The organism is Sanguibacter hominis ATCC BAA-789 (assembly GCF_012396185.1).
GTDB classification, from domain to species: domain Bacteria; phylum Actinomycetota; class Actinomycetes; order Actinomycetales; family Cellulomonadaceae; genus Flavimobilis; species Flavimobilis hominis.
Genome location: NZ_JAAXOW010000001.1, coordinates 69,601 through 90,078, shown reverse-complemented (window position 1 = coordinate 90,078; position 20,478 = coordinate 69,601). Strand labels below are relative to the sequence as shown.

Annotated in this window: 18 protein-coding genes; 10 read left to right on the top strand and 8 right to left on the bottom strand. The window is 72.0% G+C overall.

Translation table 11 applies throughout. The features are described from left to right. Positions 1-4: 4 nt before the first annotated feature. From HF995_RS13995 to HF995_RS00410, 4 genes are all read right to left on the bottom strand, one after another. The gene (locus HF995_RS13995) at positions 5-1,942 is read right to left on the bottom strand and encodes a hypothetical protein (protein WP_168445879.1); all 1,938 of its coding nucleotides are present in this window, start codon (positions 1,940-1,942) and stop codon (positions 5-7) included. After that, positions 1,939-3,843 (bottom strand): HSP90 family protein, encoded by a 1,905-nt coding sequence (locus tag HF995_RS00420; protein ID WP_350308670.1) that lies wholly within the window; start codon positions 3,841-3,843, stop codon positions 1,939-1,941. The genes HF995_RS13995 and HF995_RS00420 overlap by 4 nt, the downstream gene beginning before the upstream one ends. Further along, positions 3,840-4,313 (bottom strand): type III secretion system chaperone family protein, encoded by a 474-nt coding sequence (locus tag HF995_RS00415; protein ID WP_168445878.1) that lies wholly within the window; start codon positions 4,311-4,313, stop codon positions 3,840-3,842. Before HF995_RS00415 ends, HF995_RS00420 begins: the two co-directional genes overlap by 4 nt. 174 nt (positions 4,314-4,487) lie before the next feature. Further along, positions 4,488-5,096 (bottom strand): class I SAM-dependent methyltransferase, encoded by a 609-nt coding sequence (locus tag HF995_RS00410; protein ID WP_168445877.1) that lies wholly within the window; start codon positions 5,094-5,096, stop codon positions 4,488-4,490. A gap of 203 nt (positions 5,097-5,299) precedes the next feature. Here HF995_RS00410 and hflX point away from each other — a divergent pair, with 203 nt between their 5' ends. From hflX to HF995_RS00395, 3 genes are read left to right on the top strand one after another with little or no spacing between them, the layout of a single operon-like run. Further along, on the top strand, positions 5,300-6,796 hold the full coding sequence (gene hflX / locus HF995_RS00405; protein ID WP_168445876.1) for a GTPase HflX: 1,497 nt from the start codon (positions 5,300-5,302) through the stop codon (positions 6,794-6,796). A gap of 43 nt (positions 6,797-6,839) precedes the next feature. After that, positions 6,840-8,966 carry an ATP-dependent DNA helicase gene (locus tag HF995_RS00400; protein WP_434060828.1) on the top strand — a complete coding sequence of 709 codons (2,127 nt, stop codon included), beginning with the start codon at positions 6,840-6,842 and terminating at the stop codon, positions 8,964-8,966. A 56-nt stretch (positions 8,967-9,022) separates the two neighbouring features. Then, positions 9,023-10,009: an L-lactate dehydrogenase gene (locus HF995_RS00395; protein WP_168445875.1), complete on the top strand. Its 987-nt coding sequence runs from the start codon at positions 9,023-9,025 to the stop codon at positions 10,007-10,009. 90 nt (positions 10,010-10,099) lie between these two features. On the opposite strand, the gene lexA is transcribed toward HF995_RS00395, so the two are convergent. Then, complete coding sequence (lexA, locus tag HF995_RS00390) at positions 10,100-10,819, bottom strand: transcriptional repressor LexA (RefSeq protein WP_434060838.1); 720 nt, start codon at positions 10,817-10,819, stop codon at positions 10,100-10,102. A gap of 280 nt (positions 10,820-11,099) precedes the next feature. Between lexA and HF995_RS00385 the strand changes: the two genes are divergently transcribed. The 3 genes from HF995_RS00385 to HF995_RS00375 all read left to right on the top strand — a co-directional run bounded on the left by HF995_RS00385 (position 11,100) and on the right by HF995_RS00375 (position 12,419). Continuing rightward, the gene (locus tag HF995_RS00385; RefSeq protein ID WP_168445873.1) at positions 11,100-11,501 is read left to right on the top strand and encodes a LysM peptidoglycan-binding domain-containing protein; all 402 of its coding nucleotides are present in this window, start codon (positions 11,100-11,102) and stop codon (positions 11,499-11,501) included. A gap of 100 nt (positions 11,502-11,601) precedes the next feature. Continuing rightward, on the top strand, positions 11,602-12,108 hold the full coding sequence (gene nrdR / locus HF995_RS00380) for a transcriptional regulator NrdR (protein WP_168445872.1): 507 nt from the start codon (positions 11,602-11,604) through the stop codon (positions 12,106-12,108). 131 nt (positions 12,109-12,239) lie between these two features. Then, positions 12,240-12,419: a DUF5302 domain-containing protein gene (locus HF995_RS00375; protein ID WP_168445871.1), complete on the top strand. Its 180-nt coding sequence runs from the start codon at positions 12,240-12,242 to the stop codon at positions 12,417-12,419. Between the two features lie 74 nt (positions 12,420-12,493). Here HF995_RS00375 and serA read toward each other — a convergent pair whose 3' ends face one another. After that, entirely contained in the window at positions 12,494-13,693 is a 1,200-nt protein-coding gene (gene serA / locus HF995_RS00370; protein ID WP_168445870.1) for a phosphoglycerate dehydrogenase, read from the bottom strand. 58 nt (positions 13,694-13,751) lie between these two features. Continuing rightward, on the bottom strand, positions 13,752-15,959 hold the full coding sequence (locus HF995_RS00365) for a HelD family protein (protein ID WP_168446915.1): 2,208 nt from the start codon (positions 15,957-15,959) through the stop codon (positions 13,752-13,754). A 171-nt stretch (positions 15,960-16,130) separates the two neighbouring features. Here HF995_RS00365 and HF995_RS00360 point away from each other — a divergent pair, with 171 nt between their 5' ends. After that, on the top strand, positions 16,131-17,081 hold the full coding sequence (locus HF995_RS00360; RefSeq protein WP_168445869.1) for a PAC2 family protein: 951 nt from the start codon (positions 16,131-16,133) through the stop codon (positions 17,079-17,081). Positions 17,082-17,090: 9 nt separating this feature from the next. On the opposite strand, the gene HF995_RS00355 is transcribed toward HF995_RS00360, so the two are convergent. Then, positions 17,091-17,999, bottom strand: a complete 909-nt coding sequence (locus HF995_RS00355; RefSeq protein ID WP_168445868.1) for a spermidine synthase — start codon at positions 17,997-17,999, stop codon at positions 17,091-17,093. 81 nt (positions 18,000-18,080) lie between these two features. On the opposite strand from HF995_RS00355, the gene HF995_RS00350 reads away from it, so the two are divergent. The 3 genes from HF995_RS00350 to HF995_RS00340 all read left to right on the top strand — a co-directional run bounded on the left by HF995_RS00350 (position 18,081) and on the right by HF995_RS00340 (position 20,329). Then, positions 18,081-18,596: an SAV_6107 family HEPN domain-containing protein gene (locus HF995_RS00350; RefSeq protein WP_168445867.1), complete on the top strand. Its 516-nt coding sequence runs from the start codon at positions 18,081-18,083 to the stop codon at positions 18,594-18,596. Further along, entirely contained in the window at positions 18,593-19,828 is a 1,236-nt protein-coding gene (gene dinB, locus HF995_RS00345; RefSeq protein WP_168445866.1) for a DNA polymerase IV, read from the top strand. The genes HF995_RS00350 and dinB overlap by 4 nt, the downstream gene beginning before the upstream one ends. A 105-nt stretch (positions 19,829-19,933) precedes the next feature. Continuing rightward, positions 19,934-20,329, top strand: a complete 396-nt coding sequence (locus HF995_RS00340) for an SCO2097 family morphological protein (RefSeq protein WP_168445865.1) — start codon at positions 19,934-19,936, stop codon at positions 20,327-20,329. Positions 20,330-20,478: the final 149 nt, after the last annotated feature.

Sequence of the window (20,478 nt, the reverse complement as noted above, 5' to 3'; positions counted from 1 at the left end):
CTGGTCAGGTCGCCATCAGCCTGCTCAGCACCGCGGCGGCGTCGTCCTCGCGACCGAGGGCGGTGAGGAGCTCGACGAGCTCGTCCGACGCCGCGCCCCGGCTGGACCGTTCGCCACGGATCATGGTGAAACCCTCCACGGCTGACTCGAGCAGGGCGACCGCAGCCTCCGGGTCGCTCTGCGCCCGGCACCGGCCAGCGAGCCAGAAGGCGTGGGCGGCGTCACCCGTGCGACCGAGCCCGGCCATCTCGGCGGCGACGTCCTCCGCGATCTCCGCTGCCTCATCGAGGTTCCCGAGCGTCGCGAGCAGGCGCGCCCTGGTGTCCCGCAGCTCGGCGGCCTCGAGCGCGAGCTGTGCGCTGTCACGAGCGGTGAGGCTCGTGCCGTGCCCCGGTGCCGGCTCGTCGGGCTGCTGGCCCGCGATCTCGATGAGGACACGGTCGACGAACTGGAGCACGGCTTCCTGGTCTCCGCGTTCCGGGGCGACGGCCGCGGCGGCCCGCGCGACGGGGCCCGCGGTGCGGGGGGCGGCGCCGCCTGCCCTCAGGAGCGCGAGAGCGCGTCGGAACGCACCGGTCGCGCCGACGGCGTCGTCCTCGAGCGCCGCGAGCTGAGCGGCCTCGGCCAGCGCGAGCCCTGCTGTCTCGAGGTCTCCCTCGGCCTCGGCGAGGGCGGACGCCTGGGCGTAGACCCGCGCGGCCGCGACCCGGTCGTCGGCCACGAGCGACTCGGCCTGCGCGAGGAGCGTGTGGGCGTTGTCGAGGCTGTCGGCACTCTCGCTGCCGGGCTCTGCTGACCCGGTCTGGGCCGGGCCGTGCTCGTGGGGTGCGGCGCTGGTCGACAGGACGTCGAGGTCCACCCGGAGCGTCCGCACGTCCCTGTCGCGGGAGCGGGCGAGCCTGGCGGAGGCAGCGTCGTTGCCGTTGCGCGCGTCGAAGGCTCGAGCGAGCTCGCGAGCCTCGGCGTCGATCCACGCCGCGAGCTCGTCGACCGAGGACGCCGGGACCCCGGGCAGCGAGACCGGGGTCGACGGCTCGGCCATGGCGATGACGCGGACGCCGACGCCGACGTGCGTGAGGACGCTCAGCCGCTCGCCCGGGGAGTCCGCCTCGAGCAGCGCCCCCGCGACCTTCTCGAGCATGCGGAGCGCGCGGCCGTGGTTGCCGGTGCGGGCGAGCAGCTCGACGTGCCGCGCCGTCGGCGCGTCGAGAGTCGTCTCCCCGTCGAGGTGGCGCAGGCCGCGGCGGTGCGTGCGGACGACAGCGTCCGCGTCGCCCGCGTCGAGGTAGGCCAGCTGGAGGTGCGAGAGCATGTCGCCCGGCTCTGTCGCGCACGAGGGCGACCCCGTCAGCACCGTCTCGAGCAGGCGGATGCCCTCGTCCCGGCGCCCCACCTCGAAGAGGTAGGCGGCCCGGTCTCCCGGCTCGCACGCCTCGCACTGCGAGTAGTCGTCGCGCGGCGTGGCGACCCAGGTCTCGTAGGCTGCCGCGACCTCCTCAGGGGCGGCGCCGCGGGCTCGCGCCCACTGGAACCGGCTGAGCTCGACGGCGTTCATCCCGTGGCCGGCTACCGCGAACCGCCGCGCCATGTCCTCGAGCGTCGACGTGATCTGGGCGACCGAGATCTCGGGGAAGTCGGACAGGTGCCCGACCATCCACTTGAACGACCAGAACAGGGCGTGCGAGTCGTAGGCGTCGAACAGGTCGGGGCGCTCGTCGTAGAGGCGCAGCGCACGCGTGAACGGGACGTACGCCTTCGCGACGTCGCCTCCCCACACGTAGGCGTCGACGAGGGACGTGTACGCGTAGGCGCGGACCTCGTCGGGCCCTTCCGCCTCGATCCGCTCGACCTCGGCCAGCGTCGCGGCGGTCCTTGCGACGCCGTACGGCAGCGCGTTCGTGCGACCGAGGGCTGCCTCGGCTTCCTGGCTCGTCCTGGTCACGGGTTGTCCTCCCGGTCGTCCTGCGTGGTCTGGTCTGGTGCGGTGTGCAACGCACTGTCGAGAAGCGTCGTGAGAGCGCCGTCGAGCAGGCGTGCCTCGGCGTCGTGGAGAGGGCGGCCCGACGACAGCAGGCTCGTGACGTAGAGCGCGTGGGTGCCCGCGTCGCGCACCGGTCCCGCCGTCCCGGCGAGCAGGGCACGGACGGTCGGATTGGCGTCGTTGAGGACGAGCCGGCGCGGTGGAGCGGGCGCCGTGAGCCCCGCGACGATCCCGCCCCAGACGTCGTCAGCCGACTCAGCCGTCCGCTGCGCCTCACGGGCGTGGTCGCCCTCGGCGTCACGCAGCAGGACAGCAGGGAGCGTGACGGGCTCGAAGCGCCGCAGCACGACGTCGCACCCCGCCTCGTGGAGCGCTGCCGACGCGTCACGCAAGGCGTCCGCGACCTCGAGCTCACGCACCGGCGCGACCTCCTCGAGCTCGTGCGCGACGTCCTCCGCCCGGACCCGCGCCGCGCGCCACGCCGGGAAGCGGCGCGCGACGCGGTCGAGGAGGTCTCCGTCGTAGACGTAGCCGCCGTTGACGATGAGCACGTCCTGCGCGCTCGCCACCGGCGCGAGACGGCGGAACTCCTCGAGGTCCGTCGTGTACAGCAGGGGCGCGCCGTCGAGGGCCTCGGCAGCGGCCGCGAGCGTCATCGGGCCTCGTGTGGACTCGAACGGCAGGACGCGCGCAGCGACGTCGAGCATCTCGTCGTCCTGCAGCGCGAGCGCCCGCACCGCGAGGTGGTGCGTGCGGAGGAACGCCGTCGCGAGCGGCGACCCCTCGGCGAGAGTCTCGAGGAGCCACGCACGCACCTGGCGCCCGAGGGCCTCCCGGGTCGCAAGGAGAACCTCGTCGTCGTAGAGCCCCTCGCGGGAGGCGGTCGGGCGCAGCGCGCCCACGTCGACGACGCACCGCACGAAGAACGCCCACGGCGGCAACAGGTCCGGGATCGATGCCGACAGCAGCATGCGGCGCAGGTAGACGCGATGCTGGGGCGTGCTCGTCGGCGCGATGGCAGACGGCAGCACGTATGCGACACCGGTGAGCCCGGCGAGCGGGAGGTCGAGGTCGATCCGGGCGAGCGGCGTGAAACCGAGCGTCCGCTCCGCATGGTCGACGAGCGCCGCGTCGCGCTCGCGGTCCGTGGCGCTGTGCCGGGACCACGGCAGCCGAGCTGCGCTCACGCGGCGGCGGACGGTACCCGATCCGTCCTCGAGCTCCGTCGTGACGAGGACAGGCACCGGCAGCAGCCCGCCGACGTCGGTCGCGAGGGCCGTCACGGTCTCGACGGACAGCCAGTGCTCCATGTCCCGCCGAGGGCGTAGGCGCACGAGGCTCCCGCCGCCGCCCGGGACGTCCGGGTCGTCGGAGCGGATCGCCGTCAGCTCGTAGCGCCCGTCGGCGAACCCGCGCCAGCGGATCGCCGGCGCGTGCGGGTCTCGAGCCGAGCGCGACACGAGCTCGATCTCGTCGGCAACCATGAACGCTGAGAGCAGACCGATGCCGAACTGCCCCAGGTACTCGCTCCGAGCCGCGCCGAGGTCGGCGTCACGCTTGGAGGACCGGCCGATCGTGGCGAGCAGCTCGACCGCCTCGGCACGGGTGAGCCCGATCCCGTCGTCGCGCACCTCGAGGGAACCGTCAGCGCACGGCGTCAGGAAGATCGCTCCTGCACGCTCTGGCACCCCCTCGTGCATGGCGCGCGCGGTCAGCGCGTCGACACCGTTCTGGAGGAGCTCGCGCAGGTAGACGCGAGGGCTCGAGTACAGGTGCCGGGCGAGCAGGTCGACCATGCCGTGCAGGTCGACCTGGAACGCAGCCGTCTCGCTCGAGGCCTCCGCCGACGCCGAGCCGGTCACTCCGCGTCCGCCGGCGCCCACTGCGGGAACGCCTCGGCGAGCCGGTCGAAGAGCTGCAGGCTCGTGAAGAGCGCGCACTTGAGGAGCTGTTCGAGCTGGTCGTCCGCGACCCCGAACTCGAGGTCGGTCGACATCTCGGCGTAGACACCGGTGCTCTCTGACTCCTCCCGCGTGTAGACCTTGGGCCAGAGGCGGTCGCGGTGGTGCTCGTCGAGGAACGGCAGGAGCTCCGCCTGGGCGCCGGCCGGGGCGTCACCCGCCCACCGCCCCCTCACCTGGAGGATCTCGTCGCGCTCGCCGAGGAGGAAGAAGTAGAAGAGGTGGCCGTCCCACGTGCCGAACACGTCGCCGTCCCCGTCCACCCCGATGTTCCAGTCAGCGGCCTCGAGGATCGCGGCGACGCGCTCGCGGGTCACGGGCGTGTTGGACCCGGTCGCGACTGCTCCTGCTGGCTTGGTGAAGAACCCCATCTGATCTCCCTCGTCGTGCTCCCGTGCGGGTGCGGTGCGGACGTTCGCCTGAGCGACGCGCCCACACTAGCGACGGCCTCTGACGCTGGCGCGCCGAGGTCCGGGGACGGCGGGGTGAACTTCTGTCGCCCGGCGACGCGTCGCACCGAGGTGCCGTCGGGCGGCGGTGATACGTCAGGACGCAGGTCCGGGCACCCGCAGGACGCGGAAGCCCTTGGCCGAGGCGGCCTTGCTCGTCCCCGGCGCGACCTCGGCGTCGATCCACGCCTGCAACGAGTCCGCGCCGAGGTTCCGCTGGACCACCAGGTAGCCCTCAGCGCCAGGCTCGAGCCGCGGGAGCCACGTCCGCAGGAGGCCGTGCAGCACGTCCTTGCCCACGCGGATCGGAGGGTTCGACCACAGCGTCGCGAAGCGGACGTCGGCGGGCACGTCCTCGGGCCGGCGCGCGACGACGTTGTCGAGACCGAGACGCGCCGCGTTGCGGCGCGTGAGGTCGAGCGCACGCTCGTTGACGTCGACCGCCCACACGGTCGCCTCGGGCGCCTGGAGCGCGAGGGTCAGGGCGACGGGACCCCAGCCGCACCCGACGTCGAGCAGGTTCCCGCGCTGCGGAGGCTCCGGCACCGAGCGGAGCAGCACCTGCGTACCGAGGTCGAGGCGACCGGGGGAGAAGATCCCGCCCGCAGTCTCGATCTCGACGTCACGGCCGTCCAGGCGGACGCTCACGAGCCGGCGCTCGTCCTTCGACGCGGGCTGCGCCGTGAAGTAGTGGTCGTTGCTCACGTCGAGCTCTCCTGCGGGTCGATGACGGCTGTCCAGCCTCAGTAGCCTACGGCGACACGCACCGGCCCAGGACCGTGCCCGACCGCCGGCGCCGCTCACGCCCTGCGTGAAATCTCTCGCTCGTGCCTCACGGCCGTGGGACCCTGGAGGGGCGGCGCCGTCGACGACGCAGCGCCCGGAACCCCCGGCAAGGAAGGCACCACATGACGCACCCCACCCTGGAGCCCACGCCCCGCGAGGAGCGTGACATCGCCGACGACGTCGTCGCGCGGGTGCTGGCTCGGGCGGGCACCGCGCTCGACGCGGGAGGTACGGTCCACACCTCGGCGGACGGCGACCAGCTCGACCTGGTCGAGCGCAGCGCCCTCAAGCGCGTCGTCGGACTCTCGACCGAGCTCGAGGACGTCACCGAGGTCGAGTACCGCCAGCTGCGGCTCGAGAAGGTCGTGCTCGTCGGCGTCTACTCGGGCGGCAGCACCGCTGACGCCGAGGTGTCGCTGCGCGAGCTCGCAGCCCTCGCCGAGACCGCCGGCTCGCAGGTCCTCGACGGCCTCCTCCAGCGCAGGCAGACGCCCGACCCCTCGACGTACCTCGGCTCGGGCAAGGCTGCCGAGCTCGCGGGCATCGTCGCGGCGGTCGGCGCGGACACGGTCATCGTCGACGGCGACCTCGCTCCCTCCCAGCGTCGAGCGCTCGAGGACATCATCAAGATCAAGGTCGTCGACCGCACCGCCCTGATCCTCGACATCTTCGCGCAGCACGCCAAGTCCCGGGAGGGCAAGGCGCAGGTCGAGCTCGCACAGCTCGAGTACCTGCTGCCGCGCCTGCGTGGCTGGGGCGAGTCGATGTCCCGGCAGGCCGGTGGGCAGGTCGGCGGCGCCGGAGCAGGCATGGGCTCGCGCGGTCCCGGCGAGACCAAGATCGAGCTCGACCGTCGTCGTATCCGTGACCGCATGGCCAAGCTGCGCCGCGAGATCGCCGCGATGGCGCCCGCACGCGTGACGAAGCGGGCGACGCGCCGCCGGAACGCGATCCCGGCCGTCGCGATCGCCGGCTACACGAACGCCGGCAAGTCGAGCCTGCTCAACGCGCTCACGGGCGCGGGAGTCCTCGTCGAGAATGCGCTCTTCGCGACCCTCGACCCGACCGTCCGCCGCGCGCAGACCGCCGACGGACGCGTCTACACGCTCGCCGACACGGTCGGCTTCGTCCGGGCGCTCCCGCACCAGCTCATCGAGGCGTTCCGGTCGACGCTCGAGGAGGTCGGCGAGGCCGACCTGCTCCTGCACGTCGTCGACGCGTCCCACCCCGACCCCGAGGGGCAGATCTCCGCGGTGCGCGAGGTGCTCGCCGAGATTCCCGGAGTCGAGAACGTCCCCGAGGTGATCGTCCTCAACAAGGCCGACGTCGCCGACCCCGAGGTCATCACCCGCATCCGTGGCCGGGAGCGCTCGACGATCGTCGTCTCGGCGCACACGGGCGAGGGCATCGACGCGCTCCTCGAGCTGATCGCTGACGCGTTGCCGCGCCCGGACGTCAGCGTCGAGGTCGTCGTCCCGTACACGCGTGGAGACCTCGTCAACCGCATGCACCTCGAGGGTGAGATCGACCACGAGGAGCACACGGCCCAGGGCACGTTGCTGCGCGGTCGCGCCGCGGAGGGCCTCGCTACCGAGCTCAAGACGGTGTCGCTCGCCTGAGGACAGCCCGTCCGGGGCCGTCCCTCCCACGTAGGATGTGCCGGTGACCGACACGCCCACGACCGACGACTACGCCGGCCGGGGAGCCGCGGAGCGGGCCGCAGACACCGCGATCACGCTCCTGGGTGCCGCCGTCGAGGCGCTCGGAGGCAGCGTCCGTCACGGGCAGCAGGACATGGCCCGCGCGGTTGCGACGTCGATCGCGACGGGCGAGCACCTGCTTGTCCAGGCAGGCACAGGAACCGGGAAGTCGCTCGGCTACCTCGTCCCGGTCGTCGCGCACGCCGTCGAGGAGGACGAGCGCGTCGTCGTCTCGACCGCGACCCTCGCGCTCCAACGCCAGGTGCTCACGCGCGACCTGCCGCTCGTCGTCGACGCGCTCGCCCCGCACCTGCCGCGCAAGCCGGCGATCGCGCTCCTCAAGGGATGGCACAACTATCTGTGCAAGCACCGGCTCGCGGGCGGGTACCCGTCGGACGAGCCCGGCGCCACGCTCTTCGACCTGCCGGGCGACGAACCGCGCAGCATCGAGACCGACACCTCCGGCGCCGACGCGTCGCCCGTGCGACGGCTCGGCGCCGAGGTGCTCCGGCTGCGAGCATGGGCCGAGGAGACGGACACCGGCGACCGCGACGACCTCGTGCCCGGCGTCTCGGACCGCGCCTGGCGGCAGGTGTCGGTCACCTCGCTCGAGTGCCTCGGGCAGAAGTGCCCGCTGCTCTCGGAGTGCTTCCCCGAGCGGGCGCGCGCGCAGACGCGTGAGGCCGACGTCGTCGTGACCAACCACGCCATGCTCGGCATCGCCGCATCGGGTAGCACGCACGTGCTCCCCGAGCACGCGGTGCTCGTCGTCGACGAGGCGCACGAGCTCGCCGACCGCATCACCAGCCAGTCCACTGCCGAGCTGTCCGCGGCCTCCATCGAGGCTGCCGCGCGGCTCGCGCGTCGGCACGCAGGGCTTCCGACCCCCGACCTCGACCGCGCCGCCGCCGATCTCGGCGCCGCCCTCATGGACCTGCCCGAGGGGCGCTTCCCGCACGGCCTGCCCGACGGCGTGCGCGCCGCCGTCGCCCACGTACGCGACGCAGCCCGCGAGCTCGTCACCGCGCTCAAGCCAGCCGCAGGGGAGAAGGACGCGACCGACGGCGGTGCCAAGATCGCCCAGGCCGCGATGCTCGTCCTGTTCGAGGTCGCCGAAGGTATGGCCGCCGACCCGACAGGTCACGACGTCCTCTGGAGCGCACGCAGCTCCGCCGACGGCGGGTGGGACGCGTCGGGCATCACGCGGCTGCACAGCGCGCCGCTCAACGTCTCGGGGCTCGTCCGGACGCACCTGCTCACCGAGCGCACGGGGATCTTCACGTCCGCGACCCTGAGCCTCGGCGGGACGTTCGAGCCGGTGGCCCGGTCGCTCGGGCTGCTCGGCCCTGCTGGAGCCGAGCCTGGGACGAGCGCGCGCGGCGAGGGCACCCTCGGCGTCGAGCCCTCCGCAGCGCCGTCGGTCCGGGGCTGGTCCGGCATCGACGTCGGTACGCCCTTCGACTACGCCAAGCAGGGGATCCTCTACATCGCGAAGCACCTGCCCGCGCCCGGGCGCGAGCCCGCGACCGATGCACAGCTCGACGCCGTCGCCGAGCTCATCGAGGCCGCGGGCGGCCGCACGCTCGGGCTGTTCTCGTCGCGCAGGGCCGCCGACGCCGTTGCTGAAGCGATGCGGGAGCGTCTCGACGTGCCGATCCTCTGCCAGGGCGACGACCAGCTCCCGACGCTCGTCAAGCAGTTCGCCGAGGACGAGGAGGCGTGCCTCTTCGGCACGCTCTCGCTGTGGCAGGGGGTCGACGTCCCCGGCCCGGCCTGCAGCCTGGTCCTGATCGACCGCATCCCGTTCCCGCGCCCTGACGACCCCGTGCGCTCCGCGCGGACCGAGGCCGTCGCCGCTGCCGGGGGCAACGGCTTCATGCAGGTGTCCGCGACGCACGCCGCGCTCCTGCTCGCGCAGGGCGCTGGACGGCTCGTGCGTGCGACGAGCGACCGTGGCGTCGTCGCGGTCCTCGACCCGCGCCTGCACACCGCGCGCTACGGCACGTTCCTCACCAGGTCGATGCCCCCGTTGTGGCCGACGACCGACCACGACACGGTCGTCGCGGCGCTGCGTCGCCTGGCTGGCTAGGCTGGCACCAGCCGTGCGTGCCCTCGCGCGGCGCCGACGTCACGACCGGAGGACCGATGTCAACGCACACCCCTGACCTGTCGCTCGAGCCCGCACGCCGCACGACCAAGCTCGCCGTCGTCGGTGCGGGTGCCGTGGGAGCGACGCTCGCCTATGCGGCCCTCATGCGCGGTGCCGCACGCACCGTTGCGCTGCACGACATCAACGCCGCCAAGGTCGAGGCCGAGGCGCTCGACCTCCAGCACGGCGTCCAGTTCGTCCCGCAGGCCGAGGTGCTCGGCTCGGACGACATCGCCGTGTGCGCCGACGCGGACGTCGTCGTCGTGACCGCAGGGGCGAAGCAGAAGCCGGGCCAGAGCCGGATCGATCTCGCCGGGGCGACGATCGAGCTGATGAAGAAGATCCTGCCGCCGCTCGTCGAGGTCGCACCGGACGCGGTCTACATCATGGTGACGAACCCTGTCGACGTCGTGACGTATGCGTCGCTCAAGATCTCGGGGCTGCCGCCGCAGCAGATGTTCGGCTCGGGCACGGTGCTCGACTCGTCGCGCCTGCGCTACCTGATCGCCGAGCACTGCGGCGTCGCGGTGCAGAACGTGCACGCGTACATCGCGGGCGAGCACGGCGACTCCGAGATCCCGCTGTGGGACTCCGCGTCCATCGGTGCGATCCCGCTGCTCGAGTGGAACCGCTCGGGCAAGCACGGCCCGTTGACGGCCGAGGTCCGCGCCCAGATCGCGCACGAGGTCGCGAACTCCGCCTACCGGATCATCGAGGGCAAGGGCGCGACGAACTACGCCGTGGGGCTCGCAGGCACCCGGATCATCGAGGCCGTCCTCAACAACGAGCACTCGGTCCTGCCAGTGTCGTCGCTCCTCGACGACTACTTCGGCATCACTGACGTGTGCCTCTCGGTCCCGTCGATCGTCGGGCGCCGCGGCATCTACGACACGCTGCAGATCCCGCTCTCCGACGCTGAGTACGACGGGCTGAAGAACTCGGCCGACCAGCTTCGCGCGGTCGCGCGACAGTTCGGCTTCTGACACCCAGAACCTGGACGCACCGCGGGCCCGGACCTTGTCGGTCCGGGCCCGCGGTGCGTCTCCGGCCGCTCGCTCGCGTGCCGGCGCCGGTCAGAGGGAGCGGAGCACGCTCACGACCCGACCGAGGATGGTCGCGTCGTTCCCGGGGATGGGCTGGTAGGCCGCGTTGGCAGGCATGAGCCAGACGCCGTCGTGCGCGCGGCGCAGCGTCTTGACGGTCGCCTCGCCGTCGATCATCGCGGCGACGATCTCACCGTTCTCGGCGACGGGCTGGCTGCGGACGACGACGAGGTCGCCGTCGCAGATCGCGGCGTCGATCATCGAGTCGCCGACGACGGTCAGGAGGAAGAGGTCGCCGTCGCCGACGAGCTGACGGGGGAGCGGGAACACGTCCTCGACGACCTGGTCGGCGAGGATGGGACCGCCAGCAGCGATGCGGCCGACGAGCGGGACGTACGACGGGGCGGGCCTGCTGTCCTCGGGGGCCGCGCCCTCCGACACGAGCGACAGGGCGGGGCGGCCCGGTGCCTCGGTGGCGCCGCGGTCGAGAGGGACGAGCTGCGCGTCGTGCGCCTGCACGATCTCCATCGCACGGGGCCGGTTCGGGTCCCGCCGCAGGAACCCCTTGCGCTCGAGCGACTCGAGCTGGTGCTTGACGCTCGACGGGCTCGTGAGACCGACGCGCTCGCCGATCTCTCGCATCGTGGGCGGGTAGCCCCGGGCCTCGAGAGACTGCCGGATGCACTCGAGCACCGCACGCTGGCGCGGTGTCAACGTCTCGCCGAGGACGACCTCGCCCCCCGGGCTCACGTCGGCTTCTCGCGTCCTGGTCTCGTTCACGCTCGGCTCCCTGATCGTCGGACGGTCGCCATCCCGTGTGGTCAGGCGGGCATCCAGACCGCCGCACCGCAGTGTCAGAGGCTCGTGATGCTCTTGTTTCAGCGTAGGGGAGCGAGGGACTCGTTTCAAACACCCGTTCGATCGTGTCTCGACAAGAGGCCCCCACGCTGCTAGAAATAGAACACATGTTCGTCATACAGGTGTTCGGGTCGATGAGCAGGCGCCTCGCGGCGCTGGGAGCGGAGTTCAGATGAGCAGCATGGTGGTCGCAGGGCCGGGCGCACGAGCCGGTGTCGTCGTCGAGCTGCGCCCGCGGGTGCAGCGGGTCTCCGTCGCGCGTGCACCCCAGGCCGAGGCGCCTCTGCGACTGACCCGGCGGGGCCGGGTCGTGCTCTCCCTGCTCGCGCTCCTCGTCGTCGCGCTGGGGGCCGTGCTGTTCGCGTCGGTCGCCGACGCGGACGCCCCGTCGGCGCCTCAGGAGGTCACCGTCCACACGGTCGCGTCGGGGGAGTCGCTGTGGCAGATCGCGTCTGCGGCGACGCCGGTGGGTGAGGACGTCAGGGACGTCATGGACGACCTGATGGAGCTCAACGACCTCGCTGGCAGCCAGCTGTCGGTCGGTCAGCAGCTCGTCGTGCCTGTCCTGCCCTGATCAGGTCGCTGCCGCGCGCGCGGCGGTTTGCCTTGCTTCGTCGGGGTGCGCCACCTAGATTCGGCGGGAGAGTACGCCCCGATCGTCGCGAAGGATTGTGATGCACTGCCCGTTCTGCCGGAATCAGGATTCGCGAGTGATCGATTCCCGCACCTCGGACGACGGCCTCTCCATCCGACGCAGGCGCCAGTGCACGGCCTGCCAGAAGCGTTTCTCCACGATCGAGACGTCGAGCCTGACGGTCGTCAAGCGTTCGGGTGCGACCGAGCCGTTCAGTCGCGAGAAGGTCTCCAACGGCGTGCGCAAAGCCTGCCAGGGGCGTCCCGTGAGTGACGACGACCTCGCCATCCTCGCGCAGCGCGTCGAGGACTCCATCCGCGGTTCCGGCAGTGCCGAGATCGACGCGAACGAGATCGGGTTGTCGATCCTCGGGCCGCTGCGCGAGCTCGACGAGGTCGCCTACCTCCGGTTCGCGAGCGTCTACCAGGACTTCAGCTCGCTCGAGGACTTCGAGTCGGCCATCACCGCGTTGCGCGCTGACCGCGAGAACGCCGAAGCGCTCGACGGAGAGGTCGTCGACACCGACTCGGTCCGGGACGCCGAGTAGGGCCTCGGCCGGTCGTGCGTGCCTTCTCGCCACGCCGTCCGTGTTTTGTCCTGGCACCTCCGCCGCGTTCAGGGCAGGCTGGAGGGCAGGCGCCGCAGATGGCGGCCCGTCGACACACTCGGAGGTGAGGCATGACGGACGACAAGCGCCAGGCAGTGCCGCAGGACGTGAAGGACAAGTTCCGCGAGGCACTCGAGCGCAAGAGCGCCGGCAAGCACCCCGGCGGTGACAACGAGCAGAACACGGGCGCGGTCCACGGCTCCGAGACGAGCGGGCCGACGCAGCGCACCTTCCGCCGCAAGTCCGGCTGACGCTTTCGCACAGACGACACGAGAGGGGCGCCTGGGACATCGTCCCGGACGCCCCTCTCGTGTCGGTCGTCTGGTCAGCCCACCTGCAGGAGCCGGATCGTCGCGTCCAGCGCCCCGAGCTCGTCGAGCACCTCGGCGGGGATGCTGCCCTCGGCGTCCGTGACCACGTAGCCGAGATCGCCGCGCGTCGCGAGGAGCTGACCCTCGATGTTGACGTCGTGAGTCGCGAGGATCTGGTTGACCCGAGCGAGCACACCGGGGACGTTGCGGTGGAGGTACGCGAGGCGGTTGACGCCGTCCCCGTGCTCGAGCGCCAGGTTCGGCAGGTTGACGCTCAGCGTCGTCGAGCCCGTCGTCAGGTAGTCGCGGATCTTCGTCGCGACGAACTGGCCGATCGCCTCTTGTGCCTCCTCGGTCGAACCGCCGGTGTGCGGCGTGAGGATGACGTTCGGCAGACCCTGGAGCTCCGACGCGAAGGGGTCACCCTTCCGCTTGGGCTCCGTCGGGAAGACGTCGACCGCAGCGCCCGCCACGTGACCCGACAGGATCGCGTCGCGCAGCGCGCCGTAGTCCACCACGAATCCGCGGGACAGGTTGAGGAACACCGCACCCGGCCGCATCTTGGCGACCTGCTCCGCACCGAACATGCCGGCGTTGCCCGCGCGGCCGTCGACGTGGAGCGTGACGATGTCCGCGATCTCCAGCAGCTCGTCGAGCGACTCCATGCGGCGCGCGTTCCCGAGCGCAAGCTTCTCCGCCGTGTCGTAGAAGACGACGGACATGCCGAGGTTCTCGGCGAGGACCGACAGCTGGGTGCCGATGTTGCCGTAGCCGACGATGCCGAGCGTGCGGCCGCGGATCTCGTGCGCGCCGACAGCCGACTTGTTCCACGTGCCAGCGTGCATCTCGTCGTTGAACACCGTCAGGCGCCGCGTGAGCGCGATGATGTCGGCGATCGCGATCTCGACGACCGAGCGGGTGTTCGAGAAGGGCGCGTTGAACGCTGCGACGCCGTGGCGGGCAGCGGTGGCCAGGTCGATCTGGTTGGTGCCGATGCAGAACGCACCGATCGCCATCAGGTCGGGCGCGGACTCGATCACGCGCTGCGAGACGGTGGTCTTGGACCTGATGCCCAGGATGTGCACGCCGTCGAGCGCCTCGATGAGCTCAGGCTCGTCGAGAGCGCCCGTGCGTGTGACTACCTCGATGCCCTGCGCCTGCAGGATCGAGGTGGCGAGAGGGTGGAGGTTCTCCAGCAGAAGGGCTCGTTGCACCCGGCCAGTATCGGCCGGGTGCGAGGAGGCTCACAAACTCGTCCAGCCGCTGGACCCGTCACGCCTGGGGGATGGTGCCCTCCGGAAGGTCGCGCGAGTGCACCAGGATGAGCTGCTGGGTGGGGCGCGTCATCGCCACGTAGAGGTCCGACGGCGCGAGCTCGTCGGGCTCGACGAGCACGACGGCGTCGAACTCGAGGCCCTTCGCGCTGCGGACGTCGAGGACGACGAGCGCGTCCTGCACGGTGGTGAGCACGCCGTCGGCGGCCCCCGCCAGGACCGTGCGCAGCCGGTCCGCCCGCTCGGACGTCGCCAGGACGGCGACGCGCCCCGTGCCGTCCTCGCGGACGTGCCGGTCGAGGGCATCGGCCACGATCGCGCGCAGCTGACGGTCGCCGTCGACGAGCGCGACCGCGTGCAGCGCCTCGGGCACCTCGCGGGCCGACGTCACCCGCGAGACGGGCAGGCGCGCCGCGACCGCCGCGCGCTGTGCCGCCTCTGCGATCGCCGACGGCGTCCGGTAGTTGACCGTGAGCTCCTCGAGCCGCCAGCCCGGACGCAGCACCTGCGAGAACATCGACGCCCACGAGCGGGTGCCCGCGCTGCTCGACGTCTGGGCGACGTCGCCGACGATCGTCATCGACTGCGTGGGGCAGCGCCGCAAGAGCATCCGCCATGCCATCGCCGAGAGCTCCTGCGCCTCGTCGACGATCACGTGACCGTAGGTCCACGACCTGTCGGACGCCGCACGCTCCGCCGTCGTCAGGGTCGTGCCCCCTGACGAGAAGCGGTCGGCGAGCATCTCGGCGGAGACGAGCGCGCCCGCGTCGGACCGGGACAGGACCTGCTGGGCATATTCGACGTCGCGCTTGCGCTGCTCCGCGTCCGCGCGCGCCTGCACGCGTGCCGCCTCGTCGTCCTCCCCGAGCAGCTCGGCCGCCTCGTCGAGCAGAGGGATGTCCGCATCCGTCCACGGTGCGCCCGGCTCGCGACGCAGCGCCGCGCGCTGCTCCGCGCTCAGGTGCGGTGCCGCCTCCTCGAGGCGGTGCGGCTTGATCCACAGGTCCTCGATCAGGCGCTGCGGAGTGATCGGGAACCACGCGAGGTTGAGGGTCACGCGCACGTCGCGGTGCGAGCGCAGGTCCTCGAGGACGATCGCCCGCTCCTCGGGCTCGAGATCTGTCCCGACGTGCTCGGCATACTGCGCGACCAGCCGCTTGAGCACGTCCTTGACGAAGACCGGCCGCGCCAGGTTGTGCGGCTTGCGCGTGCGGCGCGCGCGGTCGATCGCCTGCTCGACGTCGCCGCGACGGATGACGAGCGGGACGCCGTCGAGCTCCAGGTGGACGTCCGCCTGCGGGACGCGCTGCCGGGCGCGCACGGCGCGCGCGACCGACCGCGCGAAGCCCAGGTCTCCCTTGAGACGTGCCGCGACGTCGCCCTCGACCGCGGTCGCCCGGATGCCCGGGAGGAGCGAGCCGATCGTCGTCGACACGACGCCCGTCTCGCCGAGCGAGGGCAGGACCTGGTCGATGTACCCGAGGAAGTCCTCGCTCGGTCCCACGAGGAGCACCCCGGAGCGCTCGAGCACCCGCCGGTGCGCGTAGAGGAGGTAGGCGGCGCGGTGCAGGGCGACCGCAGTCTTGCCGGTGCCGGGGCCGCCCTGGACCACGAGCGCGCCCTCGAGCGCGGAGCGGATGATGCGGTCCTGCTCGGCCTGGATCGTCGCGACGATGTCCGACATGCGCGCCGTGCGCCCGGCTGCCATCGCGGCGACGAGCGCACCCTCGCCGGACAGGTGGGTCGTGTCCTGCTCGTCGATCGAGTCGAGGTCGAGGATCTCGTCCTCGACCGAGAGGACCGCGCGGCCCCGGGTGACGAGGTGCCGACGGCGCAGCACGCCGTCGGGCTGGGCGCTCGTCGCGCGGTAGAACGCCTGGGCTGCTGGAGCGCGCCAGTCGGTCAGCAGAGAGGCGTGCGCCTCGTCGCTCAGCCCGATGCGGCCGACATAGCGGTCGCCGCCGTCCGCCAGGTCGAGCCTGCCGAAGACGAGGCGGTCCTCGACCGCTTCGAGCTGCGCGAGGCGGTCCTCGTAGAGCGTCGCGAACGCGTCGCGCTCGGACCTGTTCTGCGGGGAGCCCGACGGTCCTGAGCGGCGCACCTGACCGAGCCGCGCGCGGGCGCGCGAACGGAGCTCGTCGAGCCGGGCGTAGAGCCCGTCGACGACCTCCTGCTCCTTGAGCACCTCGGGCGGACGGGCCGCCATTCCTGACCGACCGTCGTCGACCGTCACCTGGTCACCTCGTGCTCTCCTCGTCGGCCACGGCCAACCATTATGGCGGACGCACGGCCTTGGGAATCAACCGGGGCGGAGCGTCGTTGCAACGTGTGCGGCCCGCACGAGCGGGCCCAGCCGACGACATCCCAGGAGGAGCCGGTGCTCGACCCGCAGGACATCTACCACCTCGACGCTGACGTCGCTGCCAGCCTGGCGAGCGCTCCCGGCGCAGACGGCCCTGTCCTCATCCACCTGCTCGACGGATTCGTCGACGCGGGGAGCACCGGCGAGCTCACGTCGGACCACCTGCGCGACCGGCTCGAGGCGCGCCGGCTCGTGACGTTCGACGTCGACCAGCTGCTGAGCTACCGTGCGCGGCGACCGGTGATGATCTTCGACGAGGACCACTGGGCCGACTACGACGAGCCGCGGCTCGTGATCGACCTGGTGAAGGACGCGGAGGGCACGGGGTTCCTCCTGATGCACGGTCGTGAGCCTGATCTGCAGTGGGAGCGTGTGGCGGCGGCGGTGCAAGGGCTCGTCGACCAGTTCGGCGTGAGTCTCGCGGTCGGGGTCCACGGCATACCGATGGCGGTTCCGCACACGCGGCCCGTCGGTGCGACGACGAGCGCGACCCGTCCTGAGCTGACCGGCGTGCAGCCGCGGATCTTCGGGCGGGTCTCCGTGCCCGCCGGGTTCGGGGCGCTGCTCGAGCGGCGGCTGGGCGAGGCGGGCACCGACGCGATGAGCTTCGCCGTGCACGTACCGCACTACCTCGCGCAGGGGCAGTTCGCGCCCGCGGCGCTCGCGGCTCTCCGTCGCGTCGAGGTGGCCACGGGGCTCGACCTCGACGCTGAGGCGCTCGAGGACGCGGCGACCGAGTCGCTCGAGGAGATCGGCCGCCAGGCCGCAGAGTCCGAGGAGATCCAGAGCGTGGTCCATGCGCTCGAGCGGCAGTACGACGCCTACGTCGAGGGCGTGGGGCGCACCAGCCTGCTGGCGGAGCCCGTGGCGATCCCGACGGCGGAGGAGATCGGCGCAGAGTTCGAGCGCTTCCTCGCGGAGCAGGCGCCCGACGGCGGCGAGGACGACGGCGCCGAGCCCCGCTGAGCCTCGCGCTCAGCCGGTAGCGGGGTCGAGGAGCGCCTGCGCGGCTGCGCTGAGCTGGGTGAGGTCGACGCGACCCAGGCGTGTGGCGGGGACGGGGAGCACCCGGAGCGGCCGGTCGACGTCGGACAGCCAGGAGTCGCGAGGCGCGAGGTCCTCGTCGGCGCGGAGCGCGACGAGGACGAGGTTGCCGTAGCGCCGGCCCTTGAGGACGGCCGGTTCGGCGACGACGGCGAGGTCGGCCCACGGCGATCGTGTCTCGGTGCGTCCAGCGACATGCTCGCGTGCTTGCAGCGCGGTCGCGACCTCGCTGCGGGTCAGGGTGAGGGGAGCGCGGTCGGCGATGTTCGCGAGGTAGAGCCCGCCGGGACGCAGCACGCGCGCGACCTCGGTGAGGAACTCGAGCGTCGTCAGGTGGCGCGGCGTGGTGTCGGGGGCGAACGCGTCGCGGATGATGACGTCGGCGCTCGAGTCGCGCAGGCTCACGAGCCCCTCGCGGCCGTCCTGTGCCCGGAGCCGCAGCTCGGGTGCGCGCGGAAGGTCGAACCATCCTCGGACGAGCTCGAGGAGCGTGGGGTCAGGGTCGAGGGCGACCTGGCGGCTGCCGGGGCGTTCGGCGGCGACGTAGCGGGCGAGGGAGCATCCTGCGGCGCCGACGTGGATGACGGAGAGCGGGCCTGCGGGGAGCGCGTCGATGAGGCATGCCATCTGCTGCATGTACTCGAAGGCGAGGAATGTCGGGTCGTCGAGATGGACGTAGGAGCTCGGCACGCCGTTGACGTGCACGGTGACCGCGCGCGGGTCGTCGCGGTCGGCGACGAGCTCGACGGTGCCCGACGCGATGTCGACGGGCCCGACCGGCAGCTCGGGGCGTCGCGATGTCAGAGGGTTCTGGTTCTGTCGACGTGACGAGCGGGCCATGGCTCAACGGTACGTGCCGGGGCTCCGCGGGCTTGACGGTATCGAACATGTGTTCGATCATGGATGTGGGAGGTGGAGAGCATGACGACGGCGACTCACGAGCGGTACGGCAGTGCTCCTGCCGGGCGCCTCGTTCTGGCGTACCCAGCGTCCGGCGCTGTGGTCCGCGCCGACCGAAGCGCCGCCGAGCTGCCTGGCGTCCGCGCTGCGGGCCGCCTCCTCGAGCGTTGCGACGCCGAGATCCTTGCCGCCCAGCTGTCGAGCGACCCGGCTGACACGTTCTTGCACGCCCACTTCGCTGCGCTGCGCGCTGCCGGCGCGATCCTCGAGGCGCGCGGTCGTGCCAAGGTGCGTGGCCGGGGCCGCAACGTGTGGCAGCTCGCGGGGGAGTTCGTCCCCGAGCTGGCCGAGTGGGTCCAGGTCTTCGCGCGGTCCGCTCGCGTGCGTGCGGCGATCGAGGCAGGCGACCTGTCGTCCGTGGACGCTGCGGTTGCGGAGCAGGCCCTTGCCGCGGCCGAGGACTTCCGGGATGCCGTCGCGGTACTGCTGGCGGACGCAGTCGCGGCGGCTCGGCCTGCCGTCGTGAGGGCATCATGAGCCGGGGCCCGCGGGCAACGGTCCGTCCGGGGCAGTGGGGTACGTCCGACGACGGCTGCCACATCCTGCACGTGGACATGGACGCGTTCTTCGCCTCGGTCGAGCTCGTGCGCCAGCCCCAGCTGGCCGGTCGGCCCGTGATCGTCGGAGGAGGCGAGCGGTCCGTCGTGCTTGCCGCGACCTACGAGGCCAGAGCGTTCGGGGTGTCGTCAGCGATGCCGATGTCGAGGGCGTTGCGTGCCTGCCCCCAGGCCATCGTCATCAGACCCGACATGGCGGCGTACCGCGAGGCGTCGGTCGCTGTCATGGGCATCCTGCGCGACGTCACGAGCGTCGTGGAGCAGGTGAGCGTCGATGAAGCGTTCCTCGACGTCCGTGGCGCCCGCCGCCGCCTGGGGCCGCCTGCTGACATCGCCGCCAGCATCCGCTCCCGCGTCAGCGCGGAGCTCGGGCTCCCGTGCTCGATCGGGGTGGCGAGCTCCAAGTTCGTCGCGAAGATCGCCTCGGTGCACGCCAAGCCGGACGGTCTTCTCGTGATACCGGCGGAGGCGACCGTGCCGTTCCTGCGTTCGCTCCCGGTCGGAGCTCTCTGGGGCGTGGGCGGCAAGACCGAGGAGGCGCTCGAACGGTTCGGCATCACGACGGTCGCCCAGCTCGCCGACACGGACGTGTCGTTGCTGCAGCGTGTCGTGGGCAAGGCGTCAGGGGCCCGGCTCCACGACCTCGCGTGGGGCAAGGACCCACGCGCAGTGGAGACCACACAGGTCGAACGGTCGATCGGCGCGGAGGTGACCTTCCGTGAGGACTCGTCCGAGATCTCGCAGATCGAGGCTCGCCTGCTCGAGCTGGCAGACCGCTGCGCGACACGGCTGAGGCGCCAGGGCGTCGTCGGGCGTGTCGTATCTCTCAAGGTGCGCACGAGCGACTTCCGCACGCTCACCCGGTCACGCACCCTCGGCTCGCCGACCGACGTGGCGCGCGACGTCTACCTCGTCGCGCGCGAGCTGTTCTCCGGGGTGGACCTGCGCGGGCTCGACGTGCGACTGGTCGGCATCCGCGTCGAGGACCTGCGAGAACGCGCCGGGAGCATCAGTCAGCCGACCCTCGAGGATGCCGTCCTCGAGACGAGCCAGGGGCGCCGCGATGCAGAGGCCGCACTCGACCTCGTCCGAGGCAAGTTCGGCAGTGCCGCGATCAGCATGGGAGCGGCAGGCCTGCGCCGCTCCTCCTGAAGCGTGCGGTTGCGACAGGCCCGAGCGGCGCAACTACCGCCTCCCAGGATCTCGACCTATCCTTGAGGTGGAACAGGTCCGGCGCGTCGACACGAGGAGGTGCTCATGCCGCTCTCAGAGTATGAGCAGAGGGTGCTCGAGCAGATGGAGCAGCAGCTGTACTCCGAGGACCCCAAGCTTGCGAGCGCGATGTCACCGTCTGCGCGGCGCTCGGGTGTCCGTTACGTGCTTGCGGGAGCAGGCGTCGTCGTCGGCGTCGTTCTCCTCATCGTCGGCGTCATGACCGACGTGCCGGCCGTCGGGATCATCGGGTTCGCCATCATGTTCGGTGGCGTCGCCTATGCGCTCCTGCGCCCCGCCGCGAAGAAGGGCCCCCTCGGGACCGTCGACGCTGACGGAAAGATCTCGAAGACCGCCAAGTCGACCAAGCGCCGCGGATCTGGTGACTTCATGACCCGCCTCGAAGAGCGCTGGGACCGGCGCCGCGACCAGGGCCTCTGACCCACGCGCGCCGCGCAGACGTCACGCCCGCCCGGGCGTCGTCCCTTCACGACGCGCACCAGCCCGACCGTGGAGCGGCCGACACGTCCGGTGAGCTGAACCAGGCCGTCGTTTGCTCACTGCGCGTGCCGCGCCCCGTGCCGCTCGCT

What these genes read in the sequence shown, in the direction of transcription:
- HF995_RS00375 (WP_168445871.1), top strand. Translation starts at nt 12,240, where the DNA reads ATGACGGACGACAAGCGCCAGGCAGTGCCGCAGGACGTGAAGGACAAG.
- HF995_RS00350 (WP_168445867.1), top strand. Translation starts at nt 18,081, where the DNA reads ATGACGACGGCGACTCACGAGCGGTACGGCAGTGCTCCTGCCGGGCGC.
- hflX (WP_168445876.1), top strand. Translation starts at nt 5,300, where the DNA reads ATGACGCACCCCACCCTGGAGCCCACGCCCCGCGAGGAGCGTGACATC.
- HF995_RS00395 (WP_168445875.1), top strand. Translation starts at nt 9,023, where the DNA reads ATGTCAACGCACACCCCTGACCTGTCGCTCGAGCCCGCACGCCGCACG.
- HF995_RS00415 (WP_168445878.1), bottom strand. Translation starts at nt 4,313, where the DNA reads ATGGGGTTCTTCACCAAGCCAGCAGGAGCAGTCGCGACCGGGTCCAAC.
- HF995_RS00355 (WP_168445868.1), bottom strand. Translation starts at nt 17,999, where the DNA reads ATGGCCCGCTCGTCACGTCGACAGAACCAGAACCCTCTGACATCGCGA.
- HF995_RS00385 (WP_168445873.1), top strand. Translation starts at nt 11,100, where the DNA reads ATGAGCAGCATGGTGGTCGCAGGGCCGGGCGCACGAGCCGGTGTCGTC.
- HF995_RS00340 (WP_168445865.1), top strand. Translation starts at nt 19,934, where the DNA reads ATGCCGCTCTCAGAGTATGAGCAGAGGGTGCTCGAGCAGATGGAGCAG.
- nrdR (WP_168445872.1), top strand. Translation starts at nt 11,602, where the DNA reads ATGCACTGCCCGTTCTGCCGGAATCAGGATTCGCGAGTGATCGATTCC.
- HF995_RS00365 (WP_168446915.1), bottom strand. Translation starts at nt 15,959, where the DNA reads ATGGCGGCCCGTCCGCCCGAGGTGCTCAAGGAGCAGGAGGTCGTCGAC.
- dinB (WP_168445866.1), top strand. Translation starts at nt 18,593, where the DNA reads ATGAGCCGGGGCCCGCGGGCAACGGTCCGTCCGGGGCAGTGGGGTACG.